General features: G+C 71.9%; 18 protein-coding genes and 1 pseudogene. 6 read left to right on the top strand and 13 right to left on the bottom strand.

Translation table 11 applies throughout. The features are described 5' to 3' along the window. Nucleotides 1-8: 8 nt before the first annotated feature. Nucleotides 9-1,829, top strand: a complete 1,821-nt coding sequence (locus ACZ62B_RS06115) for a phosphoenolpyruvate carboxykinase (GTP) (protein ID WP_344557375.1) — start codon at nt 9-11, stop codon at nt 1,827-1,829. 209 nt (nt 1,830-2,038) lie between these two features. On the opposite strand, the gene ACZ62B_RS06110 is transcribed toward ACZ62B_RS06115, so the two are convergent. The 5 genes from ACZ62B_RS06110 to ACZ62B_RS06090 all read right to left on the bottom strand — a co-directional run bounded on the left by ACZ62B_RS06110 (nt 2,039) and on the right by ACZ62B_RS06090 (nt 7,216). Then, nucleotides 2,039-2,632, bottom strand: coding sequence for a hypothetical protein (locus tag ACZ62B_RS06110; RefSeq protein WP_344557373.1), 594 nt, complete (start codon nt 2,630-2,632; stop codon nt 2,039-2,041). Continuing rightward, a complete protein-coding gene (locus ACZ62B_RS06105; RefSeq protein ID WP_468888088.1) occupies nt 2,619-4,163 on the bottom strand; it encodes a substrate-binding and vWA domain-containing protein in 1,545 nt (514 codons plus the stop codon). Before ACZ62B_RS06105 ends, ACZ62B_RS06110 begins: the two co-directional genes overlap by 14 nt. Further along, a complete protein-coding gene (locus tag ACZ62B_RS06100; protein WP_344557369.1) occupies nt 4,160-5,335 on the bottom strand; it encodes a toxic anion resistance protein in 1,176 nt (391 codons plus the stop codon). The genes ACZ62B_RS06105 and ACZ62B_RS06100 overlap by 4 nt, the downstream gene beginning before the upstream one ends. Before the next feature lie 16 nt (nt 5,336-5,351). After that, a complete protein-coding gene (locus tag ACZ62B_RS06095; protein WP_344557367.1) occupies nt 5,352-6,428 on the bottom strand; it encodes a hypothetical protein in 1,077 nt (358 codons plus the stop codon). Nucleotides 6,429-6,709: 281 nt separating this feature from the next. Continuing rightward, the gene (locus tag ACZ62B_RS06090) at nt 6,710-7,216 is read right to left on the bottom strand and encodes a MarR family winged helix-turn-helix transcriptional regulator (protein ID WP_344557365.1); all 507 of its coding nucleotides are present in this window, start codon (nt 7,214-7,216) and stop codon (nt 6,710-6,712) included. A gap of 114 nt (nt 7,217-7,330) precedes the next feature. On the opposite strand from ACZ62B_RS06090, the gene ACZ62B_RS06085 reads away from it, so the two are divergent. Continuing rightward, nucleotides 7,331-7,831, top strand: a complete 501-nt coding sequence (locus tag ACZ62B_RS06085; RefSeq protein ID WP_469689347.1) for a cupin domain-containing protein — start codon at nt 7,331-7,333, stop codon at nt 7,829-7,831. A 284-nt stretch (nt 7,832-8,115) separates the two neighbouring features. Next, nucleotides 8,116-9,816 carry an Ig-like domain repeat protein gene (locus ACZ62B_RS06080; RefSeq protein WP_469689346.1) on the top strand — a complete coding sequence of 567 codons (1,701 nt, stop codon included), beginning with the start codon at nt 8,116-8,118 and terminating at the stop codon, nt 9,814-9,816. A 58-nt stretch (nt 9,817-9,874) separates the two neighbouring features. Here ACZ62B_RS06080 and ACZ62B_RS06075 read toward each other — a convergent pair whose 3' ends face one another. After that, the gene (locus ACZ62B_RS06075; protein ID WP_469689345.1) at nt 9,875-10,744 is read right to left on the bottom strand and encodes a hypothetical protein; all 870 of its coding nucleotides are present in this window, start codon (nt 10,742-10,744) and stop codon (nt 9,875-9,877) included. A 319-nt stretch (nt 10,745-11,063) separates the two neighbouring features. On the opposite strand from ACZ62B_RS06075, the gene ACZ62B_RS06070 reads away from it, so the two are divergent. After that, nucleotides 11,064-12,545 carry an FG-GAP repeat protein gene (locus tag ACZ62B_RS06070; RefSeq protein ID WP_469689344.1) on the top strand — a complete coding sequence of 494 codons (1,482 nt, stop codon included), beginning with the start codon at nt 11,064-11,066 and terminating at the stop codon, nt 12,543-12,545. A gap of 77 nt (nt 12,546-12,622) precedes the next feature. On the opposite strand, the gene ACZ62B_RS06065 is transcribed toward ACZ62B_RS06070, so the two are convergent. Beyond that, nucleotides 12,623-13,552 (bottom strand): SMI1/KNR4 family protein, encoded by a 930-nt coding sequence (locus ACZ62B_RS06065; RefSeq protein ID WP_469689343.1) that lies wholly within the window; start codon nt 13,550-13,552, stop codon nt 12,623-12,625. Between the two features lie 94 nt (nt 13,553-13,646). On the opposite strand from ACZ62B_RS06065, the pseudogene ACZ62B_RS06060 reads away from it, so the two are divergent. Continuing rightward, nucleotides 13,647-13,757: pseudogene (locus tag ACZ62B_RS06060) on the top strand (DUF397 domain-containing protein); the annotation flags it as partial. Between the two features lie 68 nt (nt 13,758-13,825). Here the strand turns inward: ACZ62B_RS06060 and ACZ62B_RS06055 are convergent. The 4 genes from ACZ62B_RS06055 to ACZ62B_RS06040 form a co-directional block, all read right to left on the bottom strand. Next, nucleotides 13,826-14,314, bottom strand: a complete 489-nt coding sequence (locus tag ACZ62B_RS06055) for a peptidoglycan-binding domain-containing protein (protein WP_469689342.1) — start codon at nt 14,312-14,314, stop codon at nt 13,826-13,828. Nucleotides 14,315-14,348: 34 nt separating this feature from the next. Beyond that, nucleotides 14,349-14,921, bottom strand: a complete 573-nt coding sequence (locus tag ACZ62B_RS06050; protein WP_469689341.1) for a hypothetical protein — start codon at nt 14,919-14,921, stop codon at nt 14,349-14,351. 123 nt (nt 14,922-15,044) lie between these two features. Continuing rightward, the gene (locus ACZ62B_RS06045) at nt 15,045-15,629 is read right to left on the bottom strand and encodes a hypothetical protein (protein WP_469689340.1); all 585 of its coding nucleotides are present in this window, start codon (nt 15,627-15,629) and stop codon (nt 15,045-15,047) included. Beyond that, entirely contained in the window at nt 15,622-16,179 is a 558-nt protein-coding gene (locus tag ACZ62B_RS06040) for a SigE family RNA polymerase sigma factor (protein ID WP_469689339.1), read from the bottom strand. Before ACZ62B_RS06040 ends, ACZ62B_RS06045 begins: the two co-directional genes overlap by 8 nt. Before the next feature lie 210 nt (nt 16,180-16,389). Between ACZ62B_RS06040 and ACZ62B_RS06035 the strand changes: the two genes are divergently transcribed. After that, entirely contained in the window at nt 16,390-17,154 is a 765-nt protein-coding gene (locus ACZ62B_RS06035) for a hypothetical protein (protein WP_469689338.1), read from the top strand. Between the two features lie 52 nt (nt 17,155-17,206). Here the strand turns inward: ACZ62B_RS06035 and ACZ62B_RS06030 are convergent, their stop codons facing one another. Then, nucleotides 17,207-17,908, bottom strand: a complete 702-nt coding sequence (locus ACZ62B_RS06030) for a hypothetical protein (RefSeq protein WP_344557336.1) — start codon at nt 17,906-17,908, stop codon at nt 17,207-17,209. After that, on the bottom strand, nt 17,905-18,045 hold the full coding sequence (locus tag ACZ62B_RS06025) for a hypothetical protein (protein ID WP_468888104.1): 141 nt from the start codon (nt 18,043-18,045) through the stop codon (nt 17,905-17,907). Before ACZ62B_RS06025 ends, ACZ62B_RS06030 begins: the two co-directional genes overlap by 4 nt. Between the last annotated feature and the right edge of the window lie 32 nt (nt 18,046-18,077).

Genomic DNA, 18,077 nt, shown 5'->3' with positions numbered 1-18,077 from the left:
GAGCAATCGTGGCGCGCGACATCGCGGCTCCCAGCGTCCCCACCACCCACCAGGGACTGATTTCCTGGGTCAACGAGATCGCAGACCTGACGCAGCCGGACCGGGTGGTCTGGTGCGACGGCTCGGAGGCTGAGTACGAGCGCCTGTGCGAGGAGCTCGTCGCCAAGGGCACCTTCCGCAAACTCGACCCGATCAAGCGCCCCAACTCCTACTACGCGGCCTCCGACCCCACCGACGTCGCCCGCGTCGAGGACCGGACCTTCATCTGCTCCGAGAAGGAGGAGGACGCCGGCCCGACCAACCACTGGAAGGCCCCCGCCGAGATGCGGGAGATCTTCCGGGGCGACAAGGGCGTCTTCCGCGGCTCGATGAAGGGCCGCACCATGTACGTCGTGCCCTTCTGCATGGGCCCGCTCGGCTCGCCGCTGTCCGCCATCGGCGTCGAGATCACCGACTCGGCGTACGTCGCCGTCTCCATGCGCACCATGACCCGGATGGGTCAGCCGGTCCTGGACGAGCTCGGCTCCGACGGCTTCTTCGTCAAGGCCGTGCACTCGGTCGGCGCCCCGCTGGAGCCCGGCCAGGAGGACGTCCCCTGGCCCTGCAACGGCACCAAGTACATCTCCCACTTCCCCGAGGACCGCGAGATCTGGTCCTACGGCTCCGGCTACGGCGGCAACGCCCTGCTCGGCAAGAAGTGCTACGCCCTGCGCATCGCCTCCGTCATGGCCCGCGACGAGGGCTGGCTGGCCGAGCACATGCTCATCCTGAAGCTCACCCCGCCCACCGGTGAGTCGAAGTACGTCGCCGCCGCCTTCCCGTCCGCCTGCGGCAAGACCAACCTCGCCATGCTGGAGCCCACGATCTCCGGCTGGACGGTCGAGACGATCGGCGACGACATCGCCTGGATGCGCTTCGGCGAGGACGGCCGCCTCTACGCCATCAACCCCGAGGCCGGCTTCTTCGGCGTCGCCCCCGGTACGGGTGAGCACACCAACGCCAACGCGATGAAGACCCTGTGGGGCAACTCCGTCTTCACCAACGTGGCGCTGACGGACGACGGCGACGTGTGGTGGGAGGGCATGACCGAGGAGACCCCCGCCCACCTCACCGACTGGAAGGGCAACGACTGGACCCCGGAGTCCGGCACGCCCGCCGCCCACCCCAACGCCCGCTTCACCACCCCCGCCGCGCAGTGCCCGATCATCGCGCCCGAGTGGGAGGACCCCAAGGGCGTGCCGATCTCCGCGATCCTCTTCGGCGGGCGCCGCGCCAGCGCCGTACCGCTGGTGACGGAGTCCTTCGACTGGAACCACGGCGTCTTCCTCGGCGCCAACGTGGCCAGCGAGAAGACCGCCGCCGCCGAGGGCAAGGTCGGCGAGCTGCGCCGCGACCCGTTCGCCATGCTGCCGTTCTGCGGCTACAACATGGGCGACTACATGGCGCACTGGGTCGACGTGGCCAAGGACAAGGACCAGTCCAAGCTGCCGAAGATCTACTACGTCAACTGGTTCCGCAAGAACGACGACGGCAGGTTCGTCTGGCCCGGCTTCGGCGAGAACTCCCGCGTCCTGAAGTGGATCGTGGAGCGCCTGGACGGCCGCGCGGAGGGCGTCGAGACCCCGATCGGCGTGCTCCCGGCCAAGGCCGCCCTGGACACCGAGGGGCTGGACCTCTCCGACGCCGACCTGGACTTCCTGCTCACCGTCGACAAGGACGTGTGGCGCGAGGAGGCCGCCCTGGTCCCCGACCACCTCAACACCTTCGGCGACCACACGCCCAAGGAGCTGTGGGACCAGTACCACGCGCTGGTGAAGCGCCTGGGCTGACGCCCGCACAGACCCCGCGGCCGGTCACTTCTCGGTATGAGGATGCCCTGACCAGCGATCGTCACACCACGACCGGCCGCGGAACACACCGGCGAGGCCCGCACAACGGCGTGCGGGCCATGGGGCCTGTCGTCTCCTCCCCGCCCGCCCCGGCGGGGAGGCCGACGACAGGCCCTCGCCCATTCCGGGCTCACGGGAACATGCGGGACTCACGGAGACCGGTCCTCCAGGTACCGGGTGTGCGACTCCTGCCGCCGCGCCTCCGTCTCCCGCAGGCCCTGCGCCAGCCGCTCCGCCTCCGCGTGCAGCAGTTCGAGCTGACGCACCAGGTGCTGCTCCGGAGGCACCTGCCCGGGTGTCAGCCGCGTCCACCAGCGGGTCCGCGCGTAGACGTCGACGGCCTCCGGCACGTCCTGCCGCACGGCCCGGGACAGGGTGTGCACGGCGTCCGGGTCCTGGGCGAGGACCTCGGTCGCCCACCCCGGATCCAGCAGCGCGGCCAGCAGTTCCGTCAGCAGGGTGAGCCGGTCCGTCGCGGTGGGCGGCAGGTCGACGTCCGCCAGGTACTCCCGCAGCCGCCCGAAGTCGGCCCGCACCTCGTCGAGCTGCGCGGACGGGTCCGGGAAGGCGGGCGGCGCGGGCCGCTCGGGCGGGGCGACCAGCGCGCCCGCCCCGTACAGCCCGGCCACCACGACCGGCCAGTACGGTCCCGCCACGCCCGTGAACGTCAGCACCAGCCCCGCCAGCCCGCCCACGCACCCGGCGATGTTCTTGCGGGACTCCACGTACCTACTGATAGCCACGGATCTCCTCGAACGCCCCGTCCAGCGAGCCCTGCCCGTCGAACAGCCGGCCTCCGGTCAGCTCGGCGATGTGCTCCAGCTCGGCCCGGTCGGAGTCGCCGAACAGGATGGGGAAGACGGGGATGTCCTGCCGCTCGCGGGACAGCCCCGCGTAGAAGGCGTCGAAGTCACCGGCGTCGTCGCCCGCCGTGTTCTCGCCGTCCGTCATCAGCACGATCGACGTGAACGTGTCCTCGCCGCCGCCCAGACGGTCGTACGCCTTCCGCAGGGACGTGTAGATCGCGGTGTCGCCCTCGGCCCGCAGCCCTTCCGTGTCCCGGCGGATCGCGGCGATCCCCCGCCGCGGATCGTCGGGGCGTACGACATGGGTGCGCACGCTCTTCACGTCCGTGCCGAACGGCATCAGGGTGACCTCCTCCCGGTCGCGGAAGTCGTCGGTGAGGCCGGTGAGGGCCTGCTTCAGCCGGCTGATCCGCTCGCCCTCCATCGAGCCGGAGGTGTCGAGGACGTACACCGTCCGGGACGGGCGGCGCAGCTGGTTCTCGTACGCGTCGAGCAGCCCGTCGGCGACGGAACGGCTGCCGGGGAAGGGCAGTTCGCGCCTGCGGCCGGTGTCCAGCCCGGCCGCGGGTTCCACCGAGGCGACGACCGGGCGGCGCAGCGTGCGGTCGGTGATCAGCCGCTGCACGGCGTCCGAGCGCAGCGCCTCGGTCACCCGGCGTACGTCGTCGCGGGTGGCCGCGTCGGTGGAGGCGAGGGAGGAGAGCGGATAGTCGGCGGTGACCACCCCGTCCTTCGGGCGGATCACCGTCAGGTCCTTGAAGCCCTTGAGGACGGACTCGTAGTTGAGGAGCGCGTCGACGTCACCGCGGCGGTCGTACGCGCCCGCCAGCCAGCCCGACGAACCCGAGGTGAGCTTCTGCCCCTCGAAGAACTCCTTCAGCCGCGGCGTCGCCTTCGTCACGTCGGCGTCGGTGAGCGCGGACTGCGCGCCGGAGAGCGCCGAGGCGACGGAGATCAGCGTGGAGAAACCGGAGTTGGAGCGGGTCGGGTCGGTCATGCCGTAGGTGAGCCCGCCGTCCCGGACGGCCCGCTCGATCGCGGACCAGGTGACGTCCTCGGGGTTCCAGCCCAGCTCCTCGACGACGGCGGACCGCACGCCGACGGCGACCGGGCTGGACATCACGGGCGTCTCCGAGACGATCTTCCCGGCCGCCTCCGGGCGCAGCCGCAGATAGTCGTTGGAGGACAGCCACACGGCGTCGTACCGGCCGTCCGTCTTCCCCGTGGCCAGCATGTCCACGGCGTCGAGCGTGCCGACGTAGGTCGGCCGGACGGTGACGCCGGTGTCCTTCTCGACCCGTTCGAGGACCGGGGTCATGTCGCTGAGTTCGCTGGAGGCCAGCACCCGCAGCGTGCCCGGCGCGGCGGCGTGCGGGTCCTCGTCCTCCCGCGGGTCCGGCCCGGCGGTGCACGCGCTCAGCAGGACCGCGCCGGCGGCGAGCAGCGCGGCCAGGGGGCGTCGTCTCATCCGAGGCCCCCTTCCAGCGCGCCCTGCGACCGGCTGCGCTCCAAGTAGGTACTGGCGTGCTGGAGTTCGGAGGTCAGGTTCTCCACCGTCGCCGCCATCGCCTCGGTCGCCCGCACCTTGTAGGTGTCGATGGCGTCGAGGGTGCGGTAGATCTGCTGGAACGCGGTGCGCAGGGTCTCGGCCCCGACCGCCGGGTCGGCGGCGATGCGCTGGATCTCCCCGCTCTGCGTCGCCAGCATCTCCGCGTTGCCCCGGATCAGCTCCTCGGTGGTGCCGCGCAGCGCGTCGACCTGCTCGACGACCTTCTTCTGGTGGTCGAGCGCGGACGCCAGCATCACGGAGATCCGCAGCGCCGACACGGTCGTCGTGGCCGCCCGGTCCACGCCCTTGATCAGCTCGTCGTTGTTGCGCCGTACGACGTCCATGGCGAGGTAGCCCTGCGCGCACACGGCGAGCTGGGTGAGCAGGTCCTGGTGCTTCTGCCGGACGGGGAAGAGGACGTCGGCGCGGAGCGAGTCGGCCTGTACGGGATCGGTGGTTTCGACGCCCGCGATGTGCCGCTCCACGGCCGCGTCCAGGGCCTCCGTCAGGACGACGTACTCCTGGAGCTTGCCCATGGTCTCCCACAGGCGGACCCGCTCCGTCTGCAACGCGGCGTTGTCGCGGCGCAGTTCGTCCTGTCCGCCGCGCAGCGCGCCCACGATGCCGTTCAGGGTGTTCTGCGCGGAGGCGTACTTGGCGACGTGGTCGCGCAGCCTGTTGCCGCCGGGCAGCCGGGAGAGGAACTTGCGGCCCTTGTTCGCGGGCAGGTCGCGCGGGTCCAGGTCCTCGACCACGCGCCGCAGTTCCACGAGCGACCCGGCGACCTTGGACTGGGCGTCGCCGCCCTTGTCGGGCAGGCTGCGGACCGTGCGTTCCAGCATGCGGTTGGACTGCGCGGTGGCGGTGCGCATCTCGCCGGCGCCCAGTGCGGTGATCTCACCGACCTTGCCCGCGAACTCGGGCGAGCGGGCGTCCAGGGCGGCCAGCCCCTCGACGTACGCGGCGGCCTTGGCCGCCATGTCGGCGCGCACGCCGTCGTCGACGGGCACGAGCCCGCCGGCCCTCTCCCGGGGCACGGGCGTGACGGCCTCGGGCGGTGTGAGGACGAAGTCCCCGTCGGTGCTGCTCATCTGTCGCTGTTCCCCCTTATCCGCGCGCCCGTCGCGCCAGCTCGTGCAGCACCGCCGAGGTGGGCACGGGCGCCTGGCGGACGCCGGTCAGTCGCTGCTTGAGGTAGGCGGTGCGGCCCACGGCGGCCGCCGCGAACTCGGTGACGTCGCCCTGCGGGCGGAAACCGTGCCGGACGGCCAGTTTGCGCAACGCCGGGTCCTCACCGAGGAGTTCGGCGACCTTCCGGCCGTTCTCGGTGAGCGGCACGACGGTGTGGTCGCTGTTGACCGTGGTGTCCGGGTAGAGGACGGCGAGGTCGTCCGCGTTCTGCTGCTCGTTGAGGAGCGCGGCCACCTGGGACTCGTAGACGAGGACGAGCGGGTTGCCGGCCCCGCTGACGAAGTCCCGGAACGCCGCGTCCGTGCCGGTCTGCTGGGCGCCCTGGACGCCGACCAGCTTGCGCAGCAGGGGAGCGGTGCGCCCGATCTCGGCGTCGCTCGCGACCACCTTGCCGCCGTTGGCGACGTAGGAGGCGGCGGCCAGGTACAGGGCGCCGGAGTTGGAGCTCTCCGGGTCGGTGCTGGAGATGAAGAGGGTGCCGGTCAGCTCCCCGTACTTCTCCGCCCCCTCGAGCTGCTGCCAGGTGCGGTCGCGCTCGGCCGCGTCGAGGTAGGCGGCCATCCTCAGCGTGCCCGGGTTCTTCCCGTCGAGCACGGCCAGCCCGTTGGCGGCCAGCACCTCGGCGGCGTTGCGGCGGGACACGACGACGAGGGGCGAGTAGAACGGGCGCGGGAGCATTCCCCGTACCCCGTGCTTCTCGGCCAGTTCGACGGCGGGCGCCCGGCTGGACGGGAAGGCGAGGTCGTACCCCTCCAGATCCAGCCCCTCCATGGCCCAGGACCCGGAGGTCTCGGCCTCGACGGTGTAGCCCTTGGCGGCGAGGGCCTCCACCACGTCCGGATCGGCGAAGAACTCCGCCTTCTCCGATCCGATCACCATGCGCACGGTCTTCGTTGCCGTGCCCGTCTCCCCGCTGTCCCGGCCCGCGACGACGGCGGCCACCACACCGGCCGTCAGCAGCACCGCGAGGACGATTCCCATAATCCGTCTCACGCCCGGAGCATCCCGCCGGAATCCAACGTTCCCCGGCGGCCCCGGTGAACGGCCGGTGTCCGGGTGATACCGGTACGCAACGGGAACCGGCCGATCCGGCCGGCGGGCGCGGGACGCCACCCGTCCCGCGCCCGCCGGCCGGTGGTTGCGTGGTCCGGATCAGCGGGCGCTCCTCCGCACGTCTGAACCAGCGGTTCGTCCGGCCCCGACCTCGGAGGTCCTCGGTGCCGTGGCCGACGGGCGGCCCGACCGGACCGCGGTGGCCGGCCGTCGGACGGCCGTCACGTGACGGCCGTGTCGCCGAGGTTCTCCAGCATCTGCCGGAGGCCGTCGGCGGTCTTCCCGACCAGGCCGCGGTCCACGCCGTCGAGCAGTCGCGCGTAGTCCGCCAGGTGGTCGGCGAAGGCGGCCCGGGTGACCTCGTGTCCGTGCTCGGTGAGGCGGATCCTGACGGTGCGCCGGTCGCCGCCCTCGCGCACCCGCTCGACGAGGCCCTTGGCCTCCATCCTGTCGATGCGGTTGGTGATCGCTCCGGAGGTCACCATGGACGCTTTGAGGAAGGCCCCGGCGGTGAGGGCATAGGGAGGCCCGGAGCGCTGCAGTGTGGTGAGCACGTCGAACTCGCCGTGTTCCACCCCGTGCGCGGCGGCCGTGGCCCTGGCGGACTTGTCGATCACCCGGGCCAGCCGCTGGATCCGTGCGAAGAGTTCCACCGGCCAGAGGTCCTCCACCACATCGGGACGCTCTTTCGCCCACTGGCCGATGATCGCGTCCACGGCATCGCTCATCTCCATCGCTCCTCTCCGTCGACATCTTCTCAACGTTAAGAGACTTGACGTTGAGACGTCTGCACTGCTTTTATCTTAACGTTGAGATTATCAAGGTTGAAGGAGGAGCTTGCCATGTCCGCGATCAACACTCCGCCCGCTGTGGTGCTGACCCGTCGTGCGGACGCCGAGACCTGTTCCGACCCGAGCAGCGTGATGACCCTTCTGGCCGATTCGGACGGCGGCGCGGGCGGGTTCACGAGCTACCGGTCCACCTTCGCGAAGGGCGCGGCAGGAGCGCCGGCCCACTTCCACACCCGGGCGTCGGAACTGTTCTTCGTGATCGGCGGATCCCTGCGGGTGCTGGTGGGCGAGGAGGTCACCGTCCTGGAGGAAGGCGACTTCCTCGCGGTCCCGCCCCGCACCCCGCACGCCTTCGCGGCCGCTCCGGGCCGTGAGGCGGACGTCCTGTTCGTCTTCACCCCCGGTATGGGCAGGTTCGACTACCTGCGCCTGCTCGGCCGGGTGATGCGTGGCGAGGCCGACCCGAAGGAGATCGCCGAGTCGTCGGAGCGCTTCGACAACCACTATGTCGACAGCCCCGTATGGCGTGCCGCCCTGGAGGGTTCCGCGTGATCGGCTCCACTCGGCCGTTCGAGGGGACGGAAGCGGCTGCTCACGGCAGGGCGGCCCCCCGAGCCCGGGGCCGGCCGCCGACGGTGCCGTTTCCGCGTACGGCCGGCGCGGCGCCACGCCGCCGGAAACCTGCCGTGAGGCGCGACGCGCCGGTGTACGCTCCCGATCTTGTACGACCCGAACGGCTGTTCCCCGTCCACGGGTGGGGGCGGCTTTCCAGTGCGGGTCGCCGACACAGCCTGTGGGGGGCACAGTTGAATACAGCACACCGTCCCGGACGCCTCGTGGCCACCGTTCTCGCCGCCGCGCTCGCCGGGACCGGGCTCGCCGTCGCCGTCGCGCCCGCGGCGCACGCGGCCGCATCCGACAGCGTGGCCAAGCTGCCGTTCACCACGTACTCGGCGCTGGCCGTCGACAACGTCCACCAGCGCGTCTTCCTCGCCGACGCCGCCGTGGGCTCCAGCTCCAACTACGGCCGGATCGCCGTCTACACCTTCCAGGGCGAGCGGATCTCCACCATCAACACCGACTACCACGTCTCCGGCCTGGCGCTCAGCGCCGACGCGGGCACGCTCTACGTCGGTGAGCGCTTCCGGATCTCCACGTACGACACCACCACGCTGACCCTCAAGAGCGTGTACAACGCGCCGAGCGACAACTGCGGGCGCGAGGTCGTCGTCGCGGGTGGCAAGCCGTACTACACCTCGCAGTACACCAACTACCTGTACGAGTGCGCCACGGCCACGTCGACCGTGGACACGCTCGTCAACGGCGGCTGGCAGCGCACCGGCTGGAACGACTCCGGCAAGCTGCTGCTGGAGGGCGGCCCGAACGACACGTTCGTGATGGGCCAGGCGCTCAACTCCTCGGCGCCCGACCCGTTCCTCAGCGTCTTCGACGGCAGCGGGGAGACCCCCGTACGGAACGCCACCCGCCGGTTCGCCGACAGCGCGGGCAACGGCGCCCTGAACCTGAAGGACATCGCCGTCTCCCCGGACGGCGCGAAGATCGCCCTCGCCGACGCCTCCGCCGGCACCCGGCTGCTGAACACCAGCGACCTGTCGGACGCGGCCGACGGCTACCAGGCCCTGCCCGCGGGCGCCACCGCCAGCTCGGTCGCCTTCAGCGGCGACGGCAAGTACGTCGCACGCGGCGCCTCGGCCACCGGCGCCACCCCCGACCTGCTGGTCCAGCCCGCCGACCCGACCGATTCCACCGCCCCGCTGGAGTTCGTCTTCGAGGGCAGCCAGGACGGCGACCGGGTCGCGCCGCGCGGCATGGAGTGGTCGGCCGACGGCTCCCGGCTCTTCGCGGTCACCACCAACGCGGCCGGCAACCAGTACTGGCTGCACATCGTCCAGCCCCCGGCCGTCCAGTACGACGTGCGCCTCGGCGAAACGCTCACGCACAGCCCCGCCCAGGCCGTCGCGGGTGAGCCGCTGTCGGTGCGGGGCCGGCTGGAGCACGACGGACCGGCGCCCGCCGAGCCGCTGAAGGTCAAGGCGACCCGCACGGACGCGGGCGGCACCCACGACCTGGGCACCTTCACCGTCAAGGAGGACGGCTCCTACACCGTCCTCGACGAGCCCGGCCTGGTCGGCGACGCCACCTACACCGTCTCCTACCTCGGCGACCTCACCCACCGCCCGGCCACCGACGTCACCCACACGGTGTCCGTAGGCAAGGCGGCCAGCTCGATCGCGCTCACCGCGCCGGAGGAGGCGTCGATGAGCACGGGCGTCCACATCACCGGGGCGTTCACCGCGCAGGGCAAGGCGCTGCCGGACCGGGCGGTGCTGAAGGTGGAGCGCACCGACCGGCTCGGCACCGGCACCCTGTCGTCGGTGACGGTCGCCGCCGACGGCACCTTCACCATCGACGACCTGCCGCGCACCCGCCGGGACACGACCTACACGGTGAGCTGGCCCGGCGACGACCTGCACGAGGCGTCCACGGCGTCGGCGACGGTCCGCGTCACCCGCTGATCCCCGCGCGCCCGCCCCGGCACCCCGGGTGCCGGGGCGGGCGCCGCGCGTCCCGGCGTCAGCGCAGTTCCGCGGGGAGCTCGATCCTCCCCGCGTACGGGCCCTGGTTCTTCTCCGAGACCCGCTGCTCGAAGGAGACTTCCTGGCCGTTGTACGGAACGAGGAAGCCGAAGTCGAGACGGTGACTCTTGATCCGATACGTCTTGGCGTCCAGGACCAGCACCTCCTCCAGGCCGGACAGCGTCAACCGGCCGTCCCGCACGGGTATGCCGGCCTTGCCCAGCTGCTCGGCCGTCGGTTCGAACTCGCGCCTGGCCTTCTCCGCCCACGCCCGGTCCCGCACGGCGCTCAGCTTCTGCCTGCCGCTGGTGACACGGAGTTCGACCGTGCCACCGGCCCGGGTCACCCGCACATCGCCCTCGGCGGCCCGGGCGTAACCCCGGAAGTCCTCGACGGCCGAGACCGGGTCCTCGACCTTGTTCTCCACCTCCGGTCCGGTGGGGTCCACGGCCTTCCAGTCGCCCGCGTCCTCCTTCAAGTAGCCCGCGCCCTCGACGACGTAGAGCTCCTCGGTCCCCTTCGCGCCCTTGCTGCTGGTGCTGACGCCCTGCGAGTGCAGCGCCGCCCGTCCGCCCGCGCGCCGGACGGTGCCCTCGTAGGTGGCGGCGCTCTTCCGCCCCTGAAGGGTCAGCCCCTCCTCGCCCTCCACGGAGAAGCTCCAGGCGGACTCGTCGGCCATGGCCTTCTCGGCGAGATCGAGGAAGTCCTCGGCGGACTCGGGACGCGGGGCCTCCCGGGACGGCTGCGGCGCCGCCGCCTCCTGGGAGTCCCCCGTCCCGCCGGGCTCCTCCGTCTCCGTGCCGCACGCGGTCAGCGCGAGAGCGAGCGGGAGGACGAGCACGACGGCGCGCAGAGGGCCAGTTCGCATGGGGTTTCCTTACGTCGCGACAGGGCGCGGACTGTACAACAACGCGGGGTCCGCGATCACGCCGACAGACAATCCCGGCATCCGGGACGGGTCGGACTCGATGTCGCCGCCGAGGAAGGTCTCCGCGGAACCGGCCCGGCGGGATTCCCCGCCGCTGACCACCCCGGGCGCTTCGGATGTGAACCGCGGGTGAAGGAAGCGGAGTTGCTTGTCAAGCTTCCGTGTTCGTTCCCCCCGCCCGGCGCAACCCCCGCCACACCTTGATCGTCATGCATGCGGCCCCCCACGCCTCACCTCTGTCCTTGAGACTGGAGCAACCTTGCGCACACGCACCCTGGCCGCCGCCCTGGCCGTCGCCACGGCAGCCGCGGGCCTGTCCCTGACCCTCGCCCCCACAGCGAGCGCGGCCACCTCCGCGGCCGACGACTTCAACGGCGACGGCGTCGCCGACCTCGTCGTGGCCACCCCCCATGCCCCCGTCGACGGCCGGACCGACGCCGGCTCGGTCACCGTCCTGTACGGGTCCGCCGACGGCGTCTCGCTGGCCCGCTCGACCACCCTCACCCAGAACTCCGCGGGCGTCCCCGGCGACGCCGGCTCGTACCACCTGTTCGGTGCCACGCACGCCGGTGGCGACCTGGACGCCGACGGTTACACCGACCTCGTCGTCGGCGCGCCGGGCGAAGCGGTGCGGTACAGCAGCTCCTACGGCACGCTCACCGTGCTGTGGGGCGGCCCGGACGGCCTGAGCGGCGACGGCATGACGATGGTCAGCCCGTACGCCACCAGCGAGTGGTCCGCCGAGAAGGACTACGGCAAGAAGGCCGTCGTCGCCGACCTGGACGGCGACGGCGTCCCCCAGATCGCCACCCTCAGCCGCACCAACCTGTGGGCGTACGACGACCTGGCGGGCCGCACGGCGCCCACCGACGCGGCGCGCTTCTACAACTACGGCTCCTACATACAGCCCCGCACCCTCACCGCTGGCGACTTCACCGGCGCCGGACGCGCCCAGCTCGTCGTCACCGGCCCGGAGAACTGCGGCGGGACGCCGGGCGGCTGCCGGCACACCGGCGTGTACACGTGGAGCGACAGCGGACTGGAGGCGGTCTCCGTGCCGGGGCCGGGCACCGACGCCTCCGGTACGGGCGAGGCACCCACCGTCTCCGTCGCCGCCGGGGACATCGACGGCGACGGCCACGCCGACCTCGTCACCGGCCACGTTCCCGCGTCGGCGACGACCACGGGCGAGTACTCGGACGCCGCGGGCTCCGTCCACGTCCGCTACGGCAGCGCGGACGGCCTCGGCGCCCACCGCACCGCCACGCTCGACGCCCCGGGCGGCAGCCGGTCCGGCGACAACTTCGGCGCGTCCGTCGCGGTCGGCGACGTCACGGGCGACGGCTACGCGGACGTGGCCGCCGGGGCGCCGGGCGCGACGGTCCGAGGCGTGCCGGGGACCGGCGCGACGGTGCTGCTCAAGGGCACGGCCACCGGCCTGACCGACACCGGCGCCCAGGTGTTCCACCAGGCCGCCGACGGCGTGCCCGACACGGCGGAGGCGGACGACTGGTTCGGCTCCGCCGTGGACATCACCGACCTCGACGGCGACGGCACGGCGGACCTCACGGTCGCGGCGAAGGGCGAGGACGTCCTCACCGGGTCGGTGCGCGACGGCGCCGACTGGGTGCTGTACGGCTCGGCGACCGGCCTGACGACGACCGGCGCGACCTCGTTCAGCGCACAGGACTTCGGCCTCACCCACCCGAACGCCGAGTTCGGCTCGGTGCTGGGCGGCTGATTCCCCGTAACGCCGCATGAGGGGCGGCTGCCGCGGGCCCGCGGCCCGCGGTGGTCGTCCCGACCGGTCCCTCCGGCTCAGGGCGGTACCGGGTGGCCGTAGTCCTGGTACCAGTGGACGTCGTACCAGCGGGCCGTGGAGAACGGATGGCCCGGGTCCGTGAGCATGTGGTAGATGAACTCGGCGGTCGTGCCGTTGAACCGGATCCACGACCCGGGTGTGTCCTCCTGCGCGAGAACGGGCCACTTGTCCGGATCGGGGTCCCCGGTGAGCCAGTAGAACCCTTCCCCTGGCTCGGTGCCGGCCCACTTCAGCACCCCGCCCGGGGCCGGGTACACCGGGTACGGGTCCCGCAGACGGCTGCCGTGCGTACGGACCCACTCGTCGAGCCACTCGGTGTCCCGGACGATGTCCATGCTCTCGACGTGTGCGTCGGGGAACTGGAGCTGAAGGTAGTCGTCGAAGGCGCCCGGCCTGCCGAAGATCTCGATGAGCCGTTTGTAGTCACCGGGCAGCGGGGTCCCGAGCCGGGCCTCCACCGCCGCCCAGTCGACCGTGCGCACCCGTGTCGGCTCCCACCCGGTGACGGCGACGATCCCGTCCACCCAGGACGCGGGCCTGCCCAGACCCGCCGCGGGATCCTCCCGTTCGGCGACGAGCACGACAGGCCGGACGTCACCGTCGTCGTCGTGCGTCGTGCCGCAGCCGAGCCACCGGTCCCCGCACGCCCACGCCCGCATCTCGACGACCCGCTCCCCGAACGGCGTGAGAAGCGGCAGCCCGGTCCGTACGCTCGCGGCCGGATCGACGGTGCCGCCCGTGACGAGGCTGCGCGGCTCCCCGAACCGCGAGCCGATCGCCTTCTGGAGGTCGGGGAAAGCGGTCCGCGCGGACGGCACCAGGCACACGTGCCCCGCCGCATGCCCCGCCGTCCCGCACACCGGCGTGCTCATACGCTGAGCGGTCAGCCGGTGAACGGCCGCCAGCAACTCCTCCATCGCGTTCATGGCGTCATTCAACCGGACGCCACTGACACCGGATCGCGGTCCGGGGCAGCGCTTCCTTCACCCGGCCCCGCGCCGAGCTCGCACCACTGGTCTACTCTGCGACGCCCACACCGCCGTAGTCCCCGTCCGTGACTCCAAGGTCCCCCACGGCCCGGTCCTCATCGTCACGGCCCCGGCCTGGACGTCGTTCGTCACGTTCCTCAAGCAGGTGCCCGCGTGCCTTCCCTCCGCCACGAGGGAAGGCACGCTCGGGCACTGGCCGAACGGGCAAGGTCAGACCATCACCCACTGGATGTTGGACCACTTGTAGCAGTGCACGAACTGCCCCGTGCTCCGGCGGTAGGTCGGCCATCCGATGTGCTTCAGCGTGTTGGGGCCGTACTCGCCGTCGACGGTCGCTCCGGTCGCCCTCTGCGCCCTGCGCAGCGCGGCCTCGGTCAGGTCACCGAAGACGCCGTCGACCGTCAGACCCGCCGAGTGACACTTGTTCAGGGCTCTTTGCAGGACCCTGACGCCCGTGCCCGTGTCACCGTTGGTGAGATAGCACGTGGCGGTGACGTGGCTCTCGTCGTACCCGAGGGGGATCGCCACGCTGTAGTCCGGGTTGTTGGCCGCGAACAGCGACGCGGAGGTCGTGCAGTGTCGGTAGCCGCCGTGAGCCGATGCCGCGGGGGCTGCGACCACCGCCGCTCCGAGCGTGGCCGCGAGGGTGACTCCTGTGGTGGCCAGTGCCGCGAGGCGACGGCGATTGATGATCCGCATGGTCTTCCTTTCGGTTGGTGAACTCTGGTGTCTCTCAGGGCATGGGCAGCGACTGCAGCCTGATGACCTGCCCCTCGTCGTCGAAACTCAGGTCGTACCCGATGGCCGAGCGGGCCGAGGACGACTTCGCCGTCAGCCGGCTGACGAACTCGGCCCGGGAGTACGACGCGGCACGCGTCTCGTCGCCGAGCGGGACCGACAGCAGCACCTGGGCGTCCTCGGCCATGGGCACCTCCGTGAAGGGCCCCTTGCCCGGGGTGATCACCCATGCGTCGAACTTGGAGTGGAGCTTCTTCTTGGCGGGCCGCACCGACAGGTACGTCCGTCCGTCGTCGGTCCGGACGCCGTCGATCTGGACGAACTTCTTGGCGCCGGCCCAGGAGGCCGCACCGGCCGACGACGACGCCGTACCGTCCGGGCCGGCACCGTCGCCCGGCGCGGTGGCCGGGGCCTTCTCCTCCGCCGACGCGGAAGGCGTCGCCGATGCCACGGGTGCGGTGGTGGCCGCCTGTCCGTCGCTCTCATCACTGCACCCGGTCAGAGCCACAAGGCCGAAGGCGAGAGCGGTGAGGCAGCGCAGGGCGGGCCGGCGGTGTGCGAGGCGCATGGTCAAGTCCCCCGAGAGATCACGTGCGTTCTGGATACGCAGTCTCTACGTGTCACCTCACCCTGCGGGTTACACCCCGAGGCGATTTATTTTGTCGCCGCCCGCCACGGCCCCCAGGGGGACTCACTCGGCGAGCCAGTACGCCTCCCGCAGCGACCGCACGCGGCCCTCGCCGTCGTAGTCGATCGCGAACGCCCACCGGGGACCGGCGGCCAGTTGGTCCACGAGTTCGCCCAGTTCCACGTCCGCGGGGTTCCCGCCGGCCAGCCGCCGTACTTCGACCAGCGTCCACCGCGGCAGGGTCAGCGTGTGCACCCCACCACCCGGTGTCGCGGTTCCCCGCACGCCACGGAGCCGCTCGACGGTGACCCGCACCGTGTCGCCCTGCGCCACCGCCCCGTACACATAGCCCAGCTCGCTGGCGTACTCCTCACCCGGAGCGGGCGTCGGCGGCACGAACGGCGAAGCGGTCGGCGCCGGGACGGCGGCGGGCGGCTCGGGCGCCCGAGTGGCCTGGATCAGCGACACACCGCCCAGGGCCACGGCCGCGGCCAGCAGTGCGCCGCCGGACGCCAGAGCGGCCCGCTTGCGGCGCAGGCGCTGCTCACCGCGCGCCCGGATCCGCTCCGCGGCGAGCGGCTCCGTGTGCCGTCGGCCCGCCTCGGCGAGGTCGGCCAGGTGATCCCCCAGCCTCGTTTCGTCAGCCATGACGTCCCTCCGGCAGGCGGCTCGTCCGCGGATCCAGTTCGGTGTCGGCCAGCAGTCGTGCCAGTGCCGCACGGCCCCGGCTCAGGTGCGCCTTGACCGTACCGACGGGGCAGTCGGCCTCGGCGGCCACCTGTTCCACCGTGAGGTCACACAGATGGTGCAGCACCACGGCCCGGCGCTGCGCCTCCGGGATCTGCCGCAGCGCCTGGACCAGCACCACATGGTGCGGTTCCGGTGGCGGAGTCGTGGCCGGCGGGCCCTGCCGCCGGGCGAACGCGAGCGCGGTGCGCACCCGCCGCCACCGGCTGACCGCCAGCCGCCAGGCCACCGTGCGCACCCACGCCTCGGGTGCGCCGTCCAGGTCCAGCTCGGCCCGGCGTTCCCAGGCCCGGGCGAAGGCCTCCTGGACCACGTCCTGTGCCTCGGCGAGGTCGCCCGTCATGGCGTACAGCTGGCCGATGAGCCGACCGACGCTCTCGGCGTAGAAGGCGTCGAACTCGGCGTGCTCGTCCGCACCCCCGCCGCCGCGCGGTACATCTGGTGATCGCATGCCTCTCCTGTCGCGCTGCACGGTGTCACCCGACTGCCTCGCGACACAAGTGGTCAGCGATTCAAAGGCGGGCTCGGGAGCAGTGACGTTCTTGCCGTCGGGCGCGCAGAGAGAATCATGAGCGTCATGGAGTGGTGTCCCCGGGCCAGCGAGCGAGGCCTGGAGACCAGGCATGCCGGGGCGGTCCGCCGAGCGCGAGGACGTGGCTGAGTGTTCCGTGTTTCCCCGCGTTCCTGGTTGATCCTCGCCGTGCTCGTCGTGGGTCTGTTGGTGCTGACGTATTCCGCCACGACGTCCGAGCCGCGCGCGTCCGCGGACTGGCAGGCCGCTGCCGAACCCTTGCGGGACGGTCCGCTCCCCGCCGGCGGCACGGCCCAGTTGTCGAAGTGCGGGGTGGACGACTGGCCGCGGCCGGAACCACAGGGGAAGGGCGAGGAGAGCAAGGCCCCGAGTCTGGTGCTCACGAGCTGGGGCTTCCACGATCCGGGGCCGAAGACGCCGGGTGAGCCCCGCGTCACCGTTCACGCGGCCATCCGCACGGGCGAACGCCCCCTGCTGCTCGACGCACCGCTGGCCGAGGGCCGGGTCACGCTCGACATCTACGGCCCCCACGGTGAGGGTGTCCGCGCTTCCGCCCGCGGTCTCACGGCGACCGTCGTGGACGGCGGTTACCTGGGCAAGCCGGTGGAGGTCCCGGCGTCCGGCGGTTTCCGTGTGGAGCCGGGCGAGGAGTTGCTCCTGGAAGTGGAGTTGCCTGCCGGGGCCGTGTGTCCTGGTCACAGCCTGGTCGACGTCATCAAGTGCTCGCCCGAGCACACCAATGACGCCGCGGACTGCCCGGTGCTGACCCTCACCCTCGCCGACCCGGCGATCCGTGCGTACCGCGCCGGGACGACGACGGGCGACAGCGCCGCCGGCTCTTTCAGCGACCGGCTTGTCGCCGTCTCCATGGAGCTGGAGGCATCTCGGGTGTGAGCAAGCCCGACCAGGTGCCGTGCGGGCGTACGGTGGGGCCCGCGGCCGAGGTTCAGCCCTGGTTCACCGGCAGGACGGCCGCCGGATCGCAGCGGAGCGGGCAGGCCAGCAGATAGACCTCGCTGCCGAGGAACAGGGCGTAGGCGTCGTCCCGGATGCCGTGGGACTGCACCGGAGCCCCGGGGCGGACGGCGAACTCCCGGGACTCCGGTACCTGGCAGACGAACGCCAACTCCGCGCCGCACGCGCACCGGTAGGACTCGGGGTACAGCGCCCAGGCCGCCGTACCACCCGCCTTGAAGAACATGGTGAACGGCCCGTGCGCGTCCACGAAGGGCCGCAGGGTCAGCGGCAGGGCGCGTACGGCCGGTTCGGGCTCCGCCTCCGGGATCCCCGGGTCGCGCTGGAGCAGCACCCGCCAGAACGAGCCCGGGAACGGCGGCTGGGGAGCCTCCCAGAACCGGGGCGCGAGACGGTCGTCGACCGTCATCGGGTTCGACCTGCCGTTGTGGTGGGCGCACTGGAACACCGACAGGTGTTCTCCGCCGAAGAACTCGATGTCGTCGGGCAGATCCAGTTGGAAGAACAGCGCCATGCGTTCGCCGCAGAAGCACCGCGGCCACTCCTGGTCGTCATCGAGGTAGGGCCATCCGCCGACCGAGTTCCGGGCCGGCCGGTCCAGCGGCTCGGTGCCGATCTCGATCTCGTACTCGCGCGACGGCGCCCACTCCTCCTCCAGTCCGTCCGCGTTCACCGGTCGGTGTCCAGGCGGGCTTCGAGGACGGTCCGACCCGTCAGGCAGCCACCGGGCGCGACGAGCCGCTCCGCGTGGGACGCCCGCACGGCCCGCAGCAGCGGCTCCCAGACAGTGAGGTCACGTATCGAGGACAACGGTGTTCTCCGGTCGGTCGGTGGGTGAGGAC

It is taken from the genome of Streptomyces sp. NPDC053426 (assembly GCF_055585405.1).
This window is presented reverse-complemented; position numbering and strand designations above follow the sequence as displayed.